Below are 17,648 nucleotides of genomic sequence, written 5' to 3'. Positions count from 1 at the left end.
CTGCGGGCCCAATTGGGAAGAGCGCGCGCCGGTTTGACGTACCCAGACGTCAGACGGTCGAACCGTCCGGTTCAGGCGCCGTCCAGCCTACGTCCCCGTCACACCAGAACGTGGTCCACGAAGCACCAGCGCCAGCGCTCGCCGGGCTCGAAGGTCCGCATGACCGGGTGCCCGGACTCCTTGTGGTGCCTGGTGGCGTGCCGCCCGGGCGAGGAGTCGCAGCAGCCGACATGACCGCAGGTGAGGCAGATCCGCAGCTGCACCGGATGCGTACCCTCCGCCAGACACTCCGGACACGTCTCGCTCAGCGGTTCGGGTTCCGGGTGCGGCAGCCCGTCGGCGTGCGTGCACTGTTTCATGATTGCCAGGTTACGACGGCCGCGCGCGGCCCCGCGCGCGAAAATCATGGCCGGGGAGCGCGGGTGGCCGCGTCCCCGGACACGACGGGCGGCCACGCGCGAGCGCGGGCGACGGACAAGGGTGGGCGAGAAGCATGGACGTGATGCCGCTGCTGTTGCTGGTGGCGGGAAGCGCGGCGGTGGCCGCGCTCGCCCGGCGGGTCCCCGTGCCGGCACCCCTGCTGCTGGTCGCGGCCGGACTCATGGTGTCGTACGTGCCGGGCGTGCCCGACTACACGCTCGACCCGCACGTCGTGCTGCCGCTGATCCTGCCGCCGCTGCTCTACACGGCGGCCACCGACAGCTCCTACCTCGACCTGCGCGCGCAACTGCGCCCCGTGGCGCTGCTGTCCGTGGGGTACGTCCTGTTCGCGACCGTCGTCGTGGGCTACGCCGCCTACCGCCTCATCCCCGGGCTCCCGCTGACCGCGGCCCTGGTGCTGGGCGCGGTCGTGGCGCCGCCGGACGCGGTCGCGGCGACGGCCGTCGCCCGCCGGGTGGGGCTGCCGTCACGGATCACCACGATCCTCCAGGGCGAGTCCCTGGTGAACGACGCCACCGCGATCACCGTCTACCGGGTCGCCGTCGCCGCGGCCGTCGGCGAGGGCGCCACCTGGGCCGGCGGCATCCGGGAGTTCCTGATGGCCGCGGTCGGCGGCGTCGTCGCCGGACTGGTGCTGATGGTGCCGATCCACTGGCTGCGCACCCATCTGAAGGAGGCGCTGCTGCAGAACACGCTGTCGCTGCTGACCCCTTTCGTGGCGTACGCGGCCGCCGAGCAGGTGCACGCCTCCGGTGTGCTCGCCGTCGTGGTCGTCGCCCTCTACCTCGGACACCGCGCGTGGGAGGTCGACTTCGCGACCCGGCTCCAGGAGGAGGCGGTGTGGAAGATGGTCGCGTTCGTGCTGGAGTCGGCCGTGTTCGCCCTGATCGGCCTGCAACTGCCGGTCGTGCTCAAGGGCCTGGGGGAGTTCGAGGGCTCCACCGCCGCCTGGTACGCGACCGCCCTGTTCGCCGTCGTCGTCGTGACGCGGTTCCTGTGGGTCTACCCGGCGACCTTCCTGCCGCGGATGCTCTCGGCCCGGATCAGGGAGCGCGAGGACAACCCGACCTGGAAGGGGCCGTTCATCATCTCCTGGGCGGGGATGCGGGGCGTGGTCTCCCTCGCCATCGCGTTCTCCATCCCGCTCACGACGCATGAGGGCCGGCCTTTCCCCGAGCGCAACCTCATCCTGTTCCTGACCTTCACCACGGTGATCGGCACTCTCGTCGTGCAGGGCCTGACGCTGCCGCCGCTGATCCGTCTGCTGAAGCTGCCCGGCCGCGACCCCCAGGCCGAGACCCTCGCCGAGGCCAACGCCCAGGCGCAGGCGTCCCGGGTCGCCGAGGAGCGCCTGCGGGAACTGCTCGCCGACGAGCGCAACGCCCTCCCCGAGCCCCTGGCCGAGCGCCTGATGTCGGTCCTGGAACGCCGGCGCAACTCCGTCTGGGAACGCCTCGGCCAGGCCAACCCGATCACCGGCGAGTCCGTCGACGACACCTACCGGCGTCTGTCCCGGGACGCGATCGGCGCCGAACGCTCCGTCTTCGTCAAGCTGCGCGACGGCCGCTACATCGACGACGAGATGCTGCGGACCCTGCTGCGCAGACTGGACCTGGAGGAGGCGGCGGCCTACCGCGAGGGGGGCTGACCCGGCCCGCCCGGGTCAGCCGGTGAACGGCGCCCCGGTGACAACGGCCGCGACCGTCGTCCCGCGCGCGAAGGCGCCCTCCTCGGCGAGGGCCACGAGCGCGTTCAACATTTTGGCCACATAAAGACGCTCGACGGGCAGCCCGTGGCGCTCCTCGAAGTCGGCCACGAAGGACTCCAGAGCGGGCGTCGTACGCGCGTACCCACCGAAGTGGAAGCGCTCGTCGAGGGACCAGTCGCCGCGCGGTCCCCCGAACGCCGCGGTCTGCAGGGCACGGACCTCGGCGCCGAGGAAGCCGCCCTTGAGCACCGGCACGCCCAGCGCCCGCCCGCCCGGACCCAGCCCGGCGGCCAGGCCCGCCAGGGTCCCGCCCGTGCCGCACGCGACCGCGACCACGTCGGCCCGCCCGCGCAGCTCCTCGCCGAGCGCCCGGCACCCCTGGACGGCCAGGGCGTTGCTACCGCCCTCCGGGACGACGTGGGCGTCCCGGGCGCCCGCCGCGCGCAGCACGGCGGCGAGCGTCGAGGGCTCGCCCTTGCGGCGGTACGTCGACCGGTCGACGAAGTGCAGCCGCATCCCGTCGGCCACGCACCGGGCCAGCGAGGGGTTGAGGGGACGTTCCGCCAGCTCCTGGCCGCGCACCACGCCGACCGTGGGCAGACCGAGGAGACGGCCCGCCGCCGCCGTGGCCCGCAGATGGTTCGAATAGGCGCCGCCGAAGGTGACGACCGTCCGTCCGGCCGCGGCCGTCAGGTTCGGCGCGAGCTTGCGCCACTTGTTGCCGACCAGCTCCGGGTGGATCAGGTCGTCCCGTTTGAGCAGCAGCCGCACACCGCGCCGCTCCAGCCGCCCGTCCGGCGACTCGCGCAGCGGCGAGGGCAGCCGGGGCCGCAGGGCGGCGAGGTCGGGTACGGCGTCACGGCTGGTCACCCGGCCATTGTGACCGGCACGGGGCCGCTACTTCAGCCGCTCCTTCACGCGCCCGCGCAGGGACGCCATCGTGAACCCGCGCGGGTCCACCTTTCCGGGCTGCCACTCCAGGTGCCCGATCACCGAGCGCTCGTTCCAGCCGTGATGGCGGCAGATCGCGGCCGACACGCGCTCGATCGCTTCCAACTGAGCCTCGGGCCAGGGGTCCTTGCCGTCGCCCAGGTTCTCGCACTCGAAGCCGTAGAAGTGTCGGTTGCCGTCGGTGTTGGCCTCGTTGTCCGGCGGCAGTGCCTCCTCCGCGATGACCGCGCGCAGCACGTCGTCGTCGCCGAGACCGGCGTGGTTGGCACGGCCGTAGCCGACCAGGTGGACCTTGCCGTCCTTGGTGATCACCCCGTGGCAGAGCGGACCGGGCAGCCCTTCGTAGCCCTTGCGGCACAGCTCCACGGTGTGTGCGCTGCCCTTGGTCACCGAGTGGTGGATCATCACGCCGTGCACGGGGCCCCAGGGCCCCACGTGATTGCGGTTGTGGTGCTCCCAGTCGCCGACCTCGACGACCGTCACGCCCTCCGCGCGCAGCCTCTGCAGGAATCTGCTCGCGGACATGGGTGTGGCCATGTACGCCTCCTCGTGCCGTGGGGCGGCCGCCGGATGCGGCCGCCTCGTACCGGTGCTTTACCGGAAACGGAAGAAAGGACTCCTTGTCGCTCCGCCGCTCGCACGGTGAGCGAGCTGTTTCGGCCAGCCGGCGGCGCCGGTACGGATGGACAGAAGACCTCCATCTGCCCAGCGGGTCCGTGATCCATTCCCCCTCGTTCGTGTAATAGCACCAACACGTTCCGTGATGAAAGCCTGGTCAGGCAGATCGCTACGCGTGGCGCCGCGACGGCGCCGGTGCACGACCGGGAGGGCAATTCCATATGTCGGTAGGCGAAGAGGTCCGTACGGAGCAGGCCAAGGCGCAGCAGAGTCTCGGCACGGCAGCCGCACGGAACCTGGCCACCACGACCAAGTCGGCTCCCCAGATGCAGGAGATCAGCTCCCGCTGGCTGCTGCGCATGCTGCCCTGGGTCAATGTGCAGGGCGGCACGTACCGGGTGAACCGGCGTCTGACGTACGCCGTGGGGGACGGCCGCGTCACGTTCGTGAAGACCGGTGACCGGGTCGAGGTCATCCCCGCCGAGCTGGGTGAACTGCCGGCGCTGCGGTCCTTCGAGGACGAGGACGTGCTCTTCGAGCTCGCCCAGCGGTGCGTGCAGCGGGAGTTCGCGGCCGGCCAGGTCATCGCCTCGTTCGGCAGCCCGACCGACGCCGTGTACCTGCTCGCGCACGGCAGGGTGGAGAAGATCGGCGCCGGCCCCTACGGGGAGGACGAGCTGCTGGGTGTCCTCGCCGACGGCGCCTACCTCGGCGAGCAGGCGCTGCTCGACTCCGACGCCATCTGGGAGTACACCGCCCGCACGGTGACCGCCTGCACCGTCCTGGTCCTGGACCGGCGGGACTTCGAGCAGGTAGCGGAGCGCGCCGAGTCGCTGCGGGGGCATCTGGAGCGGCTGCGGTCGATCCCCGCGCAGCGCACCAACAAGTACGGCGAGAAGGCGCTCGACCTGGCCGCCGGCCACAGCGGCGAGCCGGACATCCCGCACACCTTCGTCGACTACGAGGCCCGGCCCCGCGAGTACGAACTGAGCATCGCCCAGACCGTGCTGCGCATCCACACACGCGTGGCCGACCTGTACAACCAGCCGATGAACCAGACCGAGCAGCAGCTGCGGCTCACCGTGGAGGCCCTGAAGGAGCGCCAGGAGCACGAACTCGTCAACAACCGCGAGTTCGGCCTGCTCCACAACTGCGAGTACGACCAGCGGCTCCAGCCGCACGACGGCGTGCCCGGCCCCGACGACATGGACGAGCTGCTCAGCCGGCGGCGCGGCACCAAGATGTTCCTCGCCCACCCGCGGGCGATCTCCGCGTTCGGACGCGAGCTGAACAAGCGCGGACTGGTCCCGGAGACCATCGAGATGGGCGGCAACCGCATCCCGACCTGGCGGGGCGTGCCGATCTTCCCGTGCAACAAGATCCCGGTCACCGACGCCCGGACGACCTCGATCATCGCGCTGCGCACCGGCGAGGCGGAGCAGGGGGTCATCGGGCTCCAGCAGGCCGGCATCCCGGACGAGATCGAGCCGAGCCTGTCGTGCCGCTTCATGGGCATCAACGAGCAGGCCGTCATCAACTACCTCGTGACGGCGTACTACTCGGCCGCGGTCCTCGTCCCGGACGCCCTCGGCGTCCTGGAGAACGTCGAGATCGGCCGTTGGCGATGACCGTCGCCGGCGGTACGCCGTGTTCCGCACTCACCGCGTGGGTAGACCCACGGCGTAGGCGTCCAGCCGGAGCGGAAGGGCCGCCGTGGGCCGACTCATCGAGGCGAGGCCGTGGGTGAGTTCATGACGGAGACACAGCACCGCCCCGCCGGGGTACCGCGTGCGACCGAACCGCCGGAGGGGCGGGGGCCCGTCCTGACCGGCCCACCGGACCGCCCGCGACCGGCCGAGCCGCCCGAGGCGGCGGTGATCCTGGAGGGCACCCGGGCGTCCGTCGACCCCGAGATGCGCGCCGCGGTCGAGTCGCTGCCGCCCGCCATGCGCCGGATCGCGCTCTATCACTTCGGCTGGACCGGCCCGGACGGAGCCCCGGCGGCGGGCGGCGCGGGCAAGGCCATCCGGCCCGCCCTCGTCCTCACCGCCGCGGCGACGCTCGGCGGGCCACAGGGGCGGGCGGCGGCCCTGCGGGCGGCGGTCGCGGTGGAACTGATCCACAACTTCACGTTGTTGCACGACGACGTGATGGACCGGGACACCACCCGCCGGCACCGGCCCACCGCGTGGACCGTGTTCGGCGACGCCGACGCGATCCTCGCCGGGGACGCCCTGCAGGCACTGGCCCTGCGTCTGCTCGCCGACGACCCGCACCCGGCGTCCTCCGCGGCCGCGTCCCGGCTCGCCGACTGCGTGGTCGAACTGTGCGCGGGCCAGCACGCCGACACCGCGCTGGAGAGGCGGCGCCCCGCCGAGGTCTCCCTCGACGAGGTGCTCGCCATGGCCGAGGCCAAGACCGGCGCGCTCCTCGGCTGCGCCTGCGCGCTCGGGGCGCTGTACGCGGGCGCCGGCGACGACGAGGTCCGGGCGCTGGACGCTTTCGGCCGCGAGGCCGGGCTCGCCTTCCAGCTCATCGACGACGTGATCGGCATATGGGGAGACCCGAGCCGCACCGGCAAGCCGGTCGGAGCGGACCTCGCCGCCCGCAAGAAGTCGCTGCCCGTCGTCGCGGCGCTCACCTCGGGCGGCCCGGCGGCGCAGGAACTGGCCGCCCTGTACGAGGCGCCCTACGACCAGGAGGACCTGCAGCGCACCGCGCTCGCCGTGGAACGGGCGGGCGGTCGCGACTGGGCGCAGGCCCAGGCCGCGGACCGGATGGCCCGTGCCGTGCAGGCGCTCGCCCGCGCGGTGCCCGAGCCGGAGGAGGCCGGTGGACTGCTGGCGCTGGCCGAGTTCGTGACCCGGCGCAGCGCCTGAGGGACGCGGCGTCCGCCGCGGCCATGAGGACCCCGGAGCCATCGGGGCCGTACGGCTCCTGACCCCGTACGGCGCCTTGGTGGCTCCGGCCTGGCGGGTCCCGCACATCCCCACGGTGTGCGGGGCCCGTCTCACGTCCGCCACCGTGCGCGGGTCCCCGTGCCCGCGTCCGCGAGGCGAACGGATCGCGTCAAAGTCGTCCCCGGTACGGCACCGCACGGTCAACGGCCCTACGATCGAGCCCGGTTGAGACGAAGGGGTGCGGACTCATGGGCGTGGCGATCCGGACGGCGGGCGAGGCGGACCGGGAGCTGGTGGTGGGACTGCTGGACGCGGCCTTCCAGAACGACCCGGTCAGCGGCTGGGTCTTCCCCGGCGAGGAGCACCGCCGCACCACCCACCCGCGACTGATGGCCGCGTTCACCGATGTCGTCCTGGCCCACGGCCGGATCGACCTCACCGAGGACGGCACGGCCTGCGCGCTGTGGATGTCCGTCCCCGCCGACGCACCCGAGCAGGACGACGAGGGCCCCGCCCAGCTGCGTGCGGCCGTCGACCCGGACAACGAGCGCGTCGAACTGATCGGCCGGCTGACCGCCGGGATCCATCCGGCCGGGCGGGCCCACGAGTACCTGTGGATGATCGCCGCGGCCCCGGAGCGGCAGGGGCAGGGCCTGGGCACGGCCCTCATCACCTCCGTCCTCGACCGCTGCGACCAGGAGGGCCTCGGCGCCTACCTGGAGGCGAGCAGCGCCCGCAGCCGTGTGCTGTACGAACGCCTCGGCTTCACCCTCGAAGGACGCCCCCTCGACCTCCCGGACGGCCCGCGGATGTGGCCGATGTGGCGCGAGCCGCGCGCCTGAACCCCGCCGTCCACCACCCCACCCGCCTCTCGCGGTCCGCGCCCGCTCCTCCTCCGGCGCCACCGTCGCCGTGATCCGCTCCACCCGCCCGTCCAGGACGGTCCCGCCGCGCAGAACGCTGCCGTGGACGTCCGGCAGGCAGGGGCAGGTGCTCGAGGAGCACGCCGAGTATCGCCGGACCGAGCACGGTGACGACCTCGCCCCCGCCGGGCAGCCCGGCGGAGCGGTGGCAGTCGAAGCCCTCACGGAAAACCCCCTTGTAACCACTGCATCCGGAGTACTACAACTGAAGCACTGCAATCGAAGTGGTTGCGGTCGGCCTACGAAAAGAGACCGGCTTGCGCAAGCTCACGTACTTCATCGCCTGCTCCCTCGACGGCTTCATCGGGGACCCGGCCGGCGACGCCACGGACATGTTCCGCTTCGTGGACGAGGAGTTCCTGGCCTACCTCACGGAGCAGTACCCGGAGACGGTGGCGACCCAGGGCCGCCGCGCCCTCGGCGTCGACCACCTGGAGAACAAGCGGTTCGACACCGTCGTCCAGGGCCGCGGCAGCTACGACGAGGCCCTGAAGGTGGGCATCACCAGCCCGTACGCACACCTGCGCCAGTACGTCGCGACGCGCTCCCTGCCGGAGTCCCCGGACCCGGAGGTCGAGTTGATCACGGACGACGTCGTCGGCAAGGTTCGCGCGCTGAAGGCCGAGGAGGGCGGACTCGACATCTACCTGTGCGGCGGCTCGCGGCTCGCCGGCACCCTGCTCGACGAGATCGACGAACTGGTCGTCAAGAGCTACCCGATCGTCTACGGGGCGGGCATGCCGATGTTCGGAGCGGGCCTCGCCGTCACCGAGTTCGCCCTCGACGAGGTCCGCGCCTTCCGCAACGGAACCGTGGTCCGTACGTACAGCAGGAAGCGCTGAGCCCCGAGCCGCCCTACCCTGAAGGCATGGGCAGCGAAGAGCACGTCTGTCCCGACTGCGGACAGCCCGTCGAAACGGTCGTCCGGCGTCACAAGACGCTGGGCGCATGGGTCCCCACCTGGGTCGCCGGCCCCTGCCGGAACCCCGACTGCGCGGCGCACCCCCCGGAGGCCGCCGAGCACCACCACGACCAGCCCGCCCCGCCCGGACAGCCCGCCCCGTCCGGTCGGCCCGAGAAGACCACCGCGACCGAATCCTGACCCGCGGCGGGAAGCCGGTCCGCCCCGGACCGTAGGCTCGCCGCATGCCCGAACACGCGCACATCCTCCACCTCACGGAGCGGTCGCTCTGGGAGGCCGCCCGCGAGCGCGGCGCCTACGAGATGTCCACCCGTGGCCGCACGCTCCAGCAGGAGGGCTTCATCCACTGCTCGACCCGCGCCCAGCTCCCGACGGTCGCCGGCTTCCTCTACGGCTCCTACGACGGCCCCGACGACCTGGTGGTGCTGGTCGTCGACCCCGAGCGGCTGGACGTGCCGCTGCGCTACGAGGCGGTGGAGCCGGGCGGCGAGGAGTTCCCGCACGTGTACGGCCCGCTGCCGGCAGGCGCTGTGGTCGACGTGGAGCGGTGGGGGTGACGGAGCGGAGCCACCGGTCATGGCGGTGGATCGTGGCGGCCTGGCTGGTCCTGGTGGCCGTCGCGGGCGGGGTGACGCTGTGGCTGCGGGACGCCGCCGAGCCGCCGGGGCCGTACGTCTGGGAGAACGCGACGAGTCCGTCGCCCCCGCCGGAGTGCACGCGGCCCGCACCGGGGGAGGACAGGGCGGACGTCCTCTGCTTCGTCAGGACGCGCTGAGCGCGCCCGTGCCCGGATCCCGTGCCGTCAGGCAGTAGACGCCGCCCGCCGGGTCCCGCATCACCGTCCAGTGCGCACCCTGCGCGACGAAGGCGGCGCCCAGTCCCTCGTGCCGGGCCCGGGTCGCCGCCACATCCGCGCAGGCGAGGTCCATATGCGCCGAGGCCGCGCGCTCCTCGCCGAGCCGCTGGAGCAGGATCCGGACCGGCAGTCCGGCCGGGGGACGCAGCACGTGGAACTCGGGGCGTGAGCCGGGCCGAGACTCCCAGCCGTCCAACAGGGCCTCGAAGAAGGCGACTTCGGCGTCGAACGCGGAGGGCGGCACGTCCAGGCAGACCTGGTCCGGACGGCTCCCGCGCACGACGGGCGGCCGGACCGCCTCCCCGGCCCACGGCACCACGCAGAACGCCACCCCGGCGGGCGTGCGCAGCACGGCCCACCCGTCGTGCTCGGCGACCAGGCCGGCCCCGCGCTCCGACGCGCCGTCCACGAACCCCCGTACGTCCTCGACGGCGAAGTCGAGATGCGCGCCCCCGGCCCCCGCCCCGACCCCCTGCACCTTGACGCAGGCGTCCGCCCCGTCGCCCGGCAGCAGGGTGACGAACTCGTCCCGGTCGCCCCGGAAGGCCGACAGGCCGCTCTCGGTCACCGCCGCCCAGAAGGAGTGGGCCCGCTCGAAGACGGCGGCGGGCCGGTCCACGAAGGCGTACGTCCAGCGAATGCTCATGAGGTGATCGTAGGTCCGGCCGCCGCCCCTCACCGGGACGGCCGTCGCTCGTACACCGTCACCCGCCGCCCCCGTACCTGTACGTCCGTCACCACGGTGAAGTACCGCTTCAGCACAGCCGACTTGACCTGGTCCCGGTGTGCCGGCACCGGCCGGGCCACCGCCGCCGCGTCCGTGACGAGCAGGATGCGCCGCTGAGTCAGCATCGCGGACCGTATGCGGGCGGGCGGTGCCTCCTCGCCCTTCAGCGTGCCGGACTCCACCGGGCCCCGGGCCAGCGCTATGTCCCGCACCCCCGTGAAGGCGGCCGGCGACACCAGCGCGGTGTCCCGCCGGGCCGCCGGTACGAACACCACGGCGTCGCCGACCTGTTTCAGCCGCCGTACGTCCGCCGCCACGGCCAGCACGTCGTCCACCCGGCTCGCCGGGGACCGCTTGGCCAGCGACTGGGGCAGCAGCGCGGCCAGCGCCACGGCGACCGCCACCGGGACCAGCACCGCCGACACCCTCGGCAGTCGCGGCCGGACCGCCCGGACGGCCGCGCCCAGCGCGGTGCCGATCAGCAGCGCCAGGCCCAGCATCGAGAACAGCACGTAGCGGTCCAGGAAGAGCGGCTTCACCAAGGAGACGCAGAGGAGCAGGAGTTGGGGCACCGCGAGCAGCGGCAGCCCCACGGCCGCCGCCGACGGGCGCCGGGTGTGCGGACGGTCCGCCAGGGCGCCGAGCACCCCGATCGCGACGAGGACCCCGGGGCCGATGAGCATGTGCCAGGTCACCGGCGGTATCCAGGAGACCTGTTCGGCCTGCCCGAGGCTGAACAGGATCAGCGGCAGCACCGCCGCCACGGCGAGCGCCGACGCCACCGCCCAGCGTGCCAGGACCCGGCGCGTGGCCCGAGTCCACGCCAGGGTCACGAGATGCGCGGGCAGCACCAGCAGCGAGAGCCAGTTCAGCAGCCCGCACACGGCGACCACGGCCGCGTAGGCGGCCCAGTGCCGGCGCCGGGCGCGTCCTTCCAGGGCGGTCACCAGCAGCACGGTCGCGACCCCGGCCCCGGCGGTCACGAGGGCGTACGGGCGGCCCTCCTGGAGGTGGAACTGCACGGCCGGGAGCAGCCCGAGGGCCAGTCCGCCCGCCAGCCCCGCCCAGGCCCCGGCCGTTCGCTGCCCGAGGCGGGTCACACAGGCCGCCGCGACGGCCATGGCCAGCACCGAGGGGAGCCGCAGGGTGGTGGTGCCGCTGCCGAAGCAGCTGAACAGGGCGTGCATCAGCAGGTAGTAGAGGCCGTGCACGGCGTCGACGTGCTCCAGCAGGTGCGCCATCGCCCCGCTGGAGCGCCGGGCCACCTGCCAGGTCGCGGCCTCGTCGCGCCAGACGCTGTGCTGCCGGGAGAGCCCCCACAGCCCGAGGCCGACGGTCCACACGGCGGGAACCACGCACAGGAGCGACCGGCGACGCCGGTGGGGTATCGGTTCCGCGGCGGGCGCGCGCGGGACGACCGCGGCCTCCATGACGGCCGTGGAGCGTGACTCGGGCAACGGTGTTCCCCCCGGGGATCGGCATTCGTCCACCGAGGGCGGCCCGCAGCGCAGCGATCCGCTCACACCGGGCACGGCGAGGCGGTCCGCCTCGGCCATGCCGGCCACATCACCCCCGTGAGACCACCGCCGGACGGCTGCACCGGCTGGGTGGACATGCCAGAACCTACGGGACTGCGACGATCAAGGGCCACTCCGCACCGGGTGAGCACCGTCACGGCACGTCGAGGGAACCGCTGGCCCACGCGGTGAACGGCCGGCGAAGACACCGTGCCCGGCCGCGCCGACCGACACCGAAGGGGCCCGCCCGGCGAACCGGGCAAGCCCCTTCGGGAGTCGGGAGAACGACGAAACGGCCTGGGTTCAGGCCTTCTTGGTCTCCCAGAAGATCTTGTCGATCTGGGCGATGTAGTCCAGAGCCTTCTGGCCCGTCGCCGGGTCCGTCGACGCCTTGGCGGCCGAGAGGGCCTTCAGGGCGTCGTTGACCAGCTGGTGCAGCTCCGGGTACTTCTCGAAGTGCGGGGGCTTGAAGTAGTCGCTCCAGAGAACCGAGACGTGGTGCTTGGCCAGCTCGGCGCGCTGCTCCTTGATGACGGTGGCACGCGCCTGGAAGTGCGGGTCGTCGTTGGCGGCCATCTTCTCCTGGACGGCCTTCACCGACTCCGCCTCGATGCGGGCCTGGGCCGGGTCGTACACACCGCAGGGCAGGTCGCAGTGTGCGCTGACCTTGACCTTGGGGGCAAACAGGCGGGAAAGCATGGAGCATTCCTTCCTCGTGATCGTCTTCTCAGGTGGGACATTACTCCCTGCAAGACCGGATTTCGCGAGTGCCCCCGTGGGCTTAGGACAAAAGTCCGGGGTGAGACTGAGACTGGTGGAGGACCGTACCGGGGAGGTGCCGGGGATGCCGGAGTTGTCGCAGGAGACCGGGCGCGGGCGTGCCGGGCGGCCCTTCGGGTGGGCCGAGGTGACCGGTCCGTCCATGGTGCCCACGCTCTACCACGGCGATCTGCTCGTCGTGTCGCACCGGGGCCGCACCAGGCCCGGTGACGTCGTCGTCCTGCGCCATCCCTTCCAGCAGGACCTGCTGGTCGTCAAGCGCGCGGCCGAGCGCCGGGAGGGCGGCTGGTGGGTGCTGGCCGACAACGCGTTCGCTGGCGGCGACAGCACCGACTACGGCGTCGTCCCCGACGAGCTGATCCTGGGCCGCGTACGGCTGCGGGTGCGGCCGCGCAAGCCCGGTCAGCGCTCGCTGTTCGCGGTGCTGCGCTGGGCGGTGTCGGCCGTGCGGCCGGTGCTGGCCGACCGATCGGCCTCCAGGCGTTTGCGGGCCCGGTAGGCGGCGACGTTGGCGCGGGTCGCGCAGCGGTCCGAGCAGTAGCGCCGGGAGCGGTTGGTCGAGGTGTCCAGGTAGGCGTTGCGGCAGGGTGACGCCTCGCACAGCCCCAGCCGGTCGACGCCGTACTCCGTCAGATGGAAGGCCAGGCCCATCGCGGCGATGGCCGCGTAGCCGGCCGTCGCGTTCGACGGGTGGTCGGCCAGGTGCATGTGCCACAGCGGGCGTCCGTCGTCGTCCCGGACGTCGTGCCCGGAGATCTGCGGGCTCACCGGGAACTCCAGGAGCAGGGCGTTGAGCAGGTTCACCGCGGTGGACTCGTCGCCCTGGTCCGCCGCCTCGAAGACCGACCGCAGCCGTGCGCGGACCGAGCGGAAGCGGGTGACGTCGGCGTCGGTGGCGCGGCGGGCCGCCTCCTGACTGCCGCCGAAGAGGTCGCGGACGGCCTCGACCGAGGTCAGCGAGTCCTTGCCCCGGGCCGGGTCCTCGCTGTTGACGAGTCGTACGGCGTAGTCCGAGTAATAGGCCAGTTCCACTTGTAGTCCTTACGGTGACGTTCTATCGTCGTCGTGCGGTCGGGTAATGGGTGATCGCGTATCCAGGGTATTACGCAATCCTGTGACGGAGGGGCCCGATGACGGACTTGGACAACTCGGCCACCACGGCGACGGCGGACTGGGCCGGCTGGCAGCGCAGCTGGGACCGGCAGCAGGAGTGGTACATGCCCGACCGTGAGGACCGCTTCCGGATCATGCTGGACATGGTCGAAGCCCTCGTCGGCCCGGCCCCGCGCGTGCTCGACCTCGCGTGCGGCACCGGAAGCATCTCGGCGCGGCTGCTCGCGCGGTTCCCGCAGGCCACCAGCACCGGCGTCGACCTCGACCCGGCGCTCCTCGCCATCGCCGAGGGCACCTTCGCGGGCGACGAGCGGATCTCGTTCGTCACGGCCGACCTCAAGGACCCCGACTGGCCGGCCGGGCTGCCGTACGACTCCTACGACGCCGTCCTGACCGCCACGGCCCTGCACTGGCTGCACACGGAACCCCTCGTGGCCCTCTACGGTCAGGTCGCGGAGCTCGTCCGTGACGGCGGTGTCTTCATGAACGCGGACCACATGATCGACGATTCGACGCCCCGGATCAACGCCGCGGAGCGCGCCCAGCGCCACGCGCGCATGGAGCGGGCCAGGGCGGACGGCGTCCCCGACTGGTCCGAGTGGTGGCGGCTCGCGGCCCAGGACCCGGCCCTCGCCGAGCCGACGGCCCGCCGCTTCGAGATCTACGGCGACCACGCCGACGGCGACACGCCCTCGGCCGCGTGGCACGCGCGCGTCCTGCGTGAGAAGGGCTTCGGGGAGGCCCGGCCGGTCTGGTGCTCCCCGTCGGACGCGCTGGTGCTGGCGCTGAAGTAGCACAGGACGAGAGGGGCGGTACGGATCACCCGTACCGCCCCTCTCCGGTGTCCTCGGTCAGAGCACCTTGGACAGGAACGCCTGCGTCCGCTCGTGCTGCGGGTTGGTCAGGACCTCCCGGGGATCGCCGGACTCGACGACCACACCGCCGTCCATGAAGACCAGGCTGTCGCCGACCTCGCGGGCGAAGCCCATCTCGTGGGTGACGACGACCATCGTCATGCCGGACTCGGCGAGGTCGCGCATGACGTCCAGGACGTCGCCGACCAGCTCCGGGTCGAGCGCCGAGGTGGGCTCGTCGAACAGCATCAGCTTCGGGTCCATCGCGAGCGCACGGGCGATCGCCACCCGCTGCTGCTGGCCGCCGGAGAGCTGCGAGGGGTAGTTCCCGGCCTTGTCGGACAGGCCGACCCGGTCGAGGAGCTCGCGCGCCCGCTCCCGGGCCTGGGCCTTGGCGACGCCCTTGACCTGGATCGGCGCCTCGATGACGTTCTCCAGGGCCGTCATGTGCGGGAACAGGTTGAACCGCTGGAACACCATGCCGATGTCCCGGCGCTTCAGCGCGACCTCGCTGTCCTTGAGCTCGTACAGCTTGTCGCCCTTCTGGCGGTAGCCGACCAGCTCGCCGTCGACGTACAGCCGTCCGGAGTTGATCTTCTCCAGGTGGTTGATGCACCGGAGGAAGGTCGACTTGCCGGAGCCCGAGGGCCCGATGAGGCAGAACACCTCACCCTGCTTGACCTCGAGGTCGATGCCCTTGAGGACCTCTACCGGGCCGAAGGACTTGTGGACGCCCTCGGCCTTGACCATGGCGTTCATGCGGTGCCTCCCGTCGACGCCGAGCGGTTGGACAGGGACAGCAGGTTCGCCTTGACCTTCTGGAACGGCGTGGCCGGCAGGGACCGGCTGGAACCGCGCGCGTAGTAGCGCTCCAGGTAGTACTGGCCGATGCTGAAGACCGAGGTCAGCAGCAGGTACCAGGCGGCCGCGAGGAAGAGCATCTCGGCCGGGGCGCCGGAGGTCTGGCCGATGTCCTGGGCCGCGCGCAGCAGCTCGGGGTACTGGACGACCGAGACCAGCGAGGTCGTCTTCAGCATGTTGATGACCTCGTTGCCCGTGGGCGGCACGATCACGCGCATGGCCTGCGGGATGACGATGCGGCGCAGCGTCTTGACGTGGCTCATGCCGAGCGCGTGCGAGGCCTCCGTCTGCCCCTCGTCGACCGCGAGCAGGCCGGCGCGGCAGATCTCCGCCATGTACGCCGCCTCGTTCAGGCCGAGACCCAGCAGCGCCGTCAGGAACGGCGTCATGAAGTCCGACCACTCGTTCTTGTAGAACGGGCCGAGGTTGATGTACTCGAAGACCAGGCCGAGGTTGAACCAGACGATGAGCTGGACCAGGACCGGGGTGCCGCGGAAGAACCAGATGTAGAACCACGCGATGGACGAGGTCACGGGGTTCTTGGACAGGCGCATCACGGCCAGCAGGATGCCGCCGATGATGCCGATCGCCATGGACAGGATCGTCAGCAGCAGGGTCTTGCCGACGCCGTCGAGGATGCGGTCGTCGAAGAAGTAGTCCGGGATCGCACCCCAGTTGATCTTGCCCTGGGAGAAGGCGTAGACGATCGCGCCGAAGAGGGCGAGCGCCACGACGGCGGAGACGTACCGTCCGTAGTGGCGGACCGGGATGGCCTTGATGGCCTCCGGACCGGCCGGCGGGGTGTCCACCGGCCGGTCCTTCTTGTCGATGTCAGTCACAGGTGTTGCCTTTCAGTGCCCGCTGTCCGGCGCGGTCACTTGCCGCCGTTGACGGTGGCTTCCTTGACCGCACCGTCCTCGACGCCCCACTTCTTGATGATCTTCCCGTACTCGCCGTTCGCGATGATCGCGTCGAGGGCGGCCTTGAGGGCGTCCCGCAGCTGGGTGTTGGTCTTGGCGACCGCGATGCCGTACGGGGCGGCCTCGACCTGCTCGCCGACCAGCTGGAAGTCCTTGCCGCCACCGGAGGTCTTCACGGCGTACGCGGCGACGGGGAAGTCGGACGAGCCGGCGGCGGCGCCACCGGCGCGCAGGCGGGTCTGGGCCTGCTGGTCGTTGTCGAAGGCCTCGATGCTGATGGTCTTGCCACCGGAACACTTCTTGGCCTCGGCCTTGGCCAGGTCCTCGGAGACCGTGCCGCGCTGCACGACGATCTTCTTGCCGCACAGGTCCGACCAGGTCTTGATGTCGGTGTTCTTGCCCTTCTGGGTGTAGATCGAGACACCGGCCGTGAAGTAGTCGACGAAGTCGACGCCCTCACCGACCTTCTTGCCGGTGTCCGAGTCGATGCCCTCCTGGCGGTCCTTCGTGTCCGTCATCGCCGACATGGCGATGTCGTAGCGCTTGGAGCGCAGACCGGTGATGAGGCTGTCGAAGGTGCCGTTCTCGAACTGGAACGTCACACCGAGCTGCTTGCCCATGGCGGCGGCCAGATCGGGGTCGATGCCGACCGTCTTGCCGGAGTCGTCCTTGAACTCGACCGGGGCGTAGGCGATGTCCGAGCCGACCTTGATGACGCCCTTGTCGCGGATCGCCTGCGGCAGCTTGTCGGCGAGCGGCGCCGCGCTCTTCGAGCCGGAGCCGTCCGCGTTGCTGTCGGTCTGGTCACCGCAACCGGTGAGAATCAGCGCGCCTGCGACCGCGATCGAGCCGACCACTGCCAACCGGGGGCGAGCGGCGGTCGTACGACGGGTGGTGCGTGCGGTCATGGTGGGTTCCTCCGGCGGATGGGTGGAGTTGCCGATGGGGCGGGCGCCTGCCGGTGACCGGCAGGCGCCTGGGGTGCTCAGGGCGACGGGAACACACGCCTTCGAGTGTCGCGACCCTGTGTGATTACGGCATCTTGCCATTCGGACTGGGCCATTCAGGGCACTCGCCATGTCAAAATCGGATAACGGGTTACCCCCGAACAGCCGCAGGCCGGTCCATCCTGACCGCACCTCTTGCGGGAATCCGTCCCTCCGGCCGGAAGATCTTCGGCGTTTCACGGAATAAGAGCCGGTCGTGTGCGGGATGCGTGGGGGTCATCGACCCTTCATGATGTTTGGTGTTGATTGTCCGACCATTTCGGCACGATTCACGCCGGTGGCACCTTCACGTCGTGTCCGATTCGTATCCATGGGTGAGGAAGTCTCCCCATGCGTCATGTGATCTTGCACGTATTGGACTCGTCGCGGCGCGGTCCGTCCGGTAAGAAGGTTCTTTACACCCCTCATCCGGGGCTCAGGGCGCGTGTGCGGCGCGCCCGTCGCGTATGGGCCGTACGTCGTACGTCGTACGTATCAACGAGCAGGGCCATACGCGTCCCCGCCCACTTCTCACCAGGAGTGGTCCCACCCTCAACCAGAACACCTAAGG

The 17,648-nt window shown here is 71.5% G+C and carries 20 protein-coding genes; 10 read left to right on the top strand and 10 right to left on the bottom strand.

The features are described 5' to 3' along the window. Positions 1 to 98 precede the first annotated feature (98 nt). On the bottom strand, positions 99 to 359 hold the full coding sequence (locus tag ABZ899_RS12695) for a UBP-type zinc finger domain-containing protein (RefSeq protein WP_361344778.1): 261 nt from the start codon (positions 357 to 359) through the stop codon (positions 99 to 101). A 134-nt stretch (positions 360 to 493) separates the two neighbouring features. Here ABZ899_RS12695 and ABZ899_RS12690 point away from each other — a divergent pair, with 134 nt between their 5' ends. After that, complete coding sequence (locus tag ABZ899_RS12690; RefSeq protein ID WP_361344776.1) at positions 494 to 2,089, top strand: Na+/H+ antiporter; 1,596 nt, start codon at positions 494 to 496, stop codon at positions 2,087 to 2,089. A 15-nt stretch (positions 2,090 to 2,104) separates the two neighbouring features. Here the strand turns inward: ABZ899_RS12690 and ABZ899_RS12685 are convergent, their stop codons facing one another. Together ABZ899_RS12685 and ABZ899_RS12680 are read right to left on the bottom strand one after the other, a co-directional pair. After that, positions 2,105 to 3,019, bottom strand: a complete 915-nt coding sequence (locus ABZ899_RS12685) for a pyridoxal-phosphate dependent enzyme (protein WP_361344774.1) — start codon at positions 3,017 to 3,019, stop codon at positions 2,105 to 2,107. 27 nt (positions 3,020 to 3,046) lie between these two features. Beyond that, positions 3,047 to 3,637: an N-acetylmuramoyl-L-alanine amidase gene (locus ABZ899_RS12680; protein WP_361344772.1), complete on the bottom strand. Its 591-nt coding sequence runs from the start codon at positions 3,635 to 3,637 to the stop codon at positions 3,047 to 3,049. Positions 3,638 to 3,939: 302 nt separating this feature from the next. Here ABZ899_RS12680 and ABZ899_RS12675 point away from each other — a divergent pair, with 302 nt between their 5' ends. From ABZ899_RS12675 to ABZ899_RS12645, 7 genes are all read left to right on the top strand, one after another. Next, the gene (locus tag ABZ899_RS12675; RefSeq protein WP_361344770.1) at positions 3,940 to 5,346 is read left to right on the top strand and encodes a family 2B encapsulin nanocompartment shell protein; all 1,407 of its coding nucleotides are present in this window, start codon (positions 3,940 to 3,942) and stop codon (positions 5,344 to 5,346) included. 111 nt (positions 5,347 to 5,457) lie between these two features. Further along, positions 5,458 to 6,597, top strand: a complete 1,140-nt coding sequence (locus tag ABZ899_RS12670) for a family 2 encapsulin nanocompartment cargo protein polyprenyl transferase (protein WP_361344768.1) — start codon at positions 5,458 to 5,460, stop codon at positions 6,595 to 6,597. 269 nt (positions 6,598 to 6,866) lie between these two features. Beyond that, the gene (locus ABZ899_RS12665; RefSeq protein ID WP_361344766.1) at positions 6,867 to 7,460 is read left to right on the top strand and encodes a GNAT family N-acetyltransferase; all 594 of its coding nucleotides are present in this window, start codon (positions 6,867 to 6,869) and stop codon (positions 7,458 to 7,460) included. A gap of 338 nt (positions 7,461 to 7,798) precedes the next feature. Further along, entirely contained in the window at positions 7,799 to 8,383 is a 585-nt protein-coding gene (locus tag ABZ899_RS12660) for a dihydrofolate reductase family protein (protein WP_361344764.1), read from the top strand. A gap of 26 nt (positions 8,384 to 8,409) precedes the next feature. After that, positions 8,410 to 8,643 carry a hypothetical protein gene (locus ABZ899_RS12655; RefSeq protein ID WP_361344762.1) on the top strand — a complete coding sequence of 78 codons (234 nt, stop codon included), beginning with the start codon at positions 8,410 to 8,412 and terminating at the stop codon, positions 8,641 to 8,643. 44 nt (positions 8,644 to 8,687) lie between these two features. After that, the gene (locus ABZ899_RS12650) at positions 8,688 to 9,020 is read left to right on the top strand and encodes a DUF952 domain-containing protein (protein ID WP_361344760.1); all 333 of its coding nucleotides are present in this window, start codon (positions 8,688 to 8,690) and stop codon (positions 9,018 to 9,020) included. Next, positions 9,017 to 9,238, top strand: coding sequence for a hypothetical protein (locus tag ABZ899_RS12645; protein ID WP_361344758.1), 222 nt, complete (start codon positions 9,017 to 9,019; stop codon positions 9,236 to 9,238). The genes ABZ899_RS12650 and ABZ899_RS12645 overlap by 4 nt, the downstream gene beginning before the upstream one ends. Here the strand turns inward: ABZ899_RS12645 and ABZ899_RS12640 are convergent. From ABZ899_RS12640 to sodN, 3 genes are all read right to left on the bottom strand, one after another. Further along, positions 9,225 to 9,965 carry a VOC family protein gene (locus ABZ899_RS12640; RefSeq protein WP_361344756.1) on the bottom strand — a complete coding sequence of 247 codons (741 nt, stop codon included), beginning with the start codon at positions 9,963 to 9,965 and terminating at the stop codon, positions 9,225 to 9,227. The two genes, ABZ899_RS12645 and ABZ899_RS12640, sit on opposite strands and share 14 nt — an antisense overlap. Before the next feature lie 29 nt (positions 9,966 to 9,994). After that, the gene (locus tag ABZ899_RS12635; RefSeq protein ID WP_361345226.1) at positions 9,995 to 11,476 is read right to left on the bottom strand and encodes a glycosyltransferase family 39 protein; all 1,482 of its coding nucleotides are present in this window, start codon (positions 11,474 to 11,476) and stop codon (positions 9,995 to 9,997) included. A gap of 390 nt (positions 11,477 to 11,866) precedes the next feature. Continuing rightward, positions 11,867 to 12,262, bottom strand: a complete 396-nt coding sequence (gene sodN / locus ABZ899_RS12630) for a superoxide dismutase, Ni (RefSeq protein ID WP_020123534.1) — start codon at positions 12,260 to 12,262, stop codon at positions 11,867 to 11,869. Positions 12,263 to 12,407: 145 nt separating this feature from the next. On the opposite strand from sodN, the gene sodX reads away from it, so the two are divergent. Next, positions 12,408 to 12,842, top strand: coding sequence for a nickel-type superoxide dismutase maturation protease (gene sodX / locus ABZ899_RS12625; RefSeq protein ID WP_361345224.1), 435 nt, complete (start codon positions 12,408 to 12,410; stop codon positions 12,840 to 12,842). Here the strand turns inward: sodX and ABZ899_RS12620 are convergent. Continuing rightward, positions 12,746 to 13,375 carry a CGNR zinc finger domain-containing protein gene (locus ABZ899_RS12620; protein ID WP_361344754.1) on the bottom strand — a complete coding sequence of 210 codons (630 nt, stop codon included), beginning with the start codon at positions 13,373 to 13,375 and terminating at the stop codon, positions 12,746 to 12,748. The two genes, sodX and ABZ899_RS12620, sit on opposite strands and share 97 nt — an antisense overlap. A 98-nt stretch (positions 13,376 to 13,473) precedes the next feature. Between ABZ899_RS12620 and ABZ899_RS12615 the strand changes: the two genes are divergently transcribed. Beyond that, positions 13,474 to 14,250, top strand: a complete 777-nt coding sequence (locus ABZ899_RS12615) for a class I SAM-dependent methyltransferase (RefSeq protein ID WP_361344752.1) — start codon at positions 13,474 to 13,476, stop codon at positions 14,248 to 14,250. Positions 14,251 to 14,307: 57 nt separating this feature from the next. Here the strand turns inward: ABZ899_RS12615 and ABZ899_RS12610 are convergent, their stop codons facing one another. The 3 genes from ABZ899_RS12610 to ABZ899_RS12600 are packed head-to-tail and all read right to left on the bottom strand — an operon-like array spanning position 14,308 to position 16,999. Then, positions 14,308 to 15,069 (bottom strand): amino acid ABC transporter ATP-binding protein, encoded by a 762-nt coding sequence (locus ABZ899_RS12610; RefSeq protein ID WP_361344751.1) that lies wholly within the window; start codon positions 15,067 to 15,069, stop codon positions 14,308 to 14,310. Continuing rightward, positions 15,066 to 16,010, bottom strand: coding sequence for an amino acid ABC transporter permease (locus tag ABZ899_RS12605; RefSeq protein WP_361344749.1), 945 nt, complete (start codon positions 16,008 to 16,010; stop codon positions 15,066 to 15,068). The genes ABZ899_RS12610 and ABZ899_RS12605 overlap by 4 nt, the downstream gene beginning before the upstream one ends. 35 nt (positions 16,011 to 16,045) lie before the next feature. Beyond that, entirely contained in the window at positions 16,046 to 16,999 is a 954-nt protein-coding gene (locus ABZ899_RS12600) for an ABC transporter substrate-binding protein (RefSeq protein ID WP_361344747.1), read from the bottom strand. Positions 17,000 to 17,648 lie beyond the last annotated feature (649 nt).

It is taken from the genome of Streptomyces sp. NPDC046859, assembly GCF_040645135.1.
Classification (GTDB): domain Bacteria; phylum Actinomycetota; class Actinomycetes; order Streptomycetales; family Streptomycetaceae; genus Streptomyces.
Note: the sequence above shows the minus strand (reverse complement) of the source record. Positions and strands in the feature narration are given on the sequence as shown.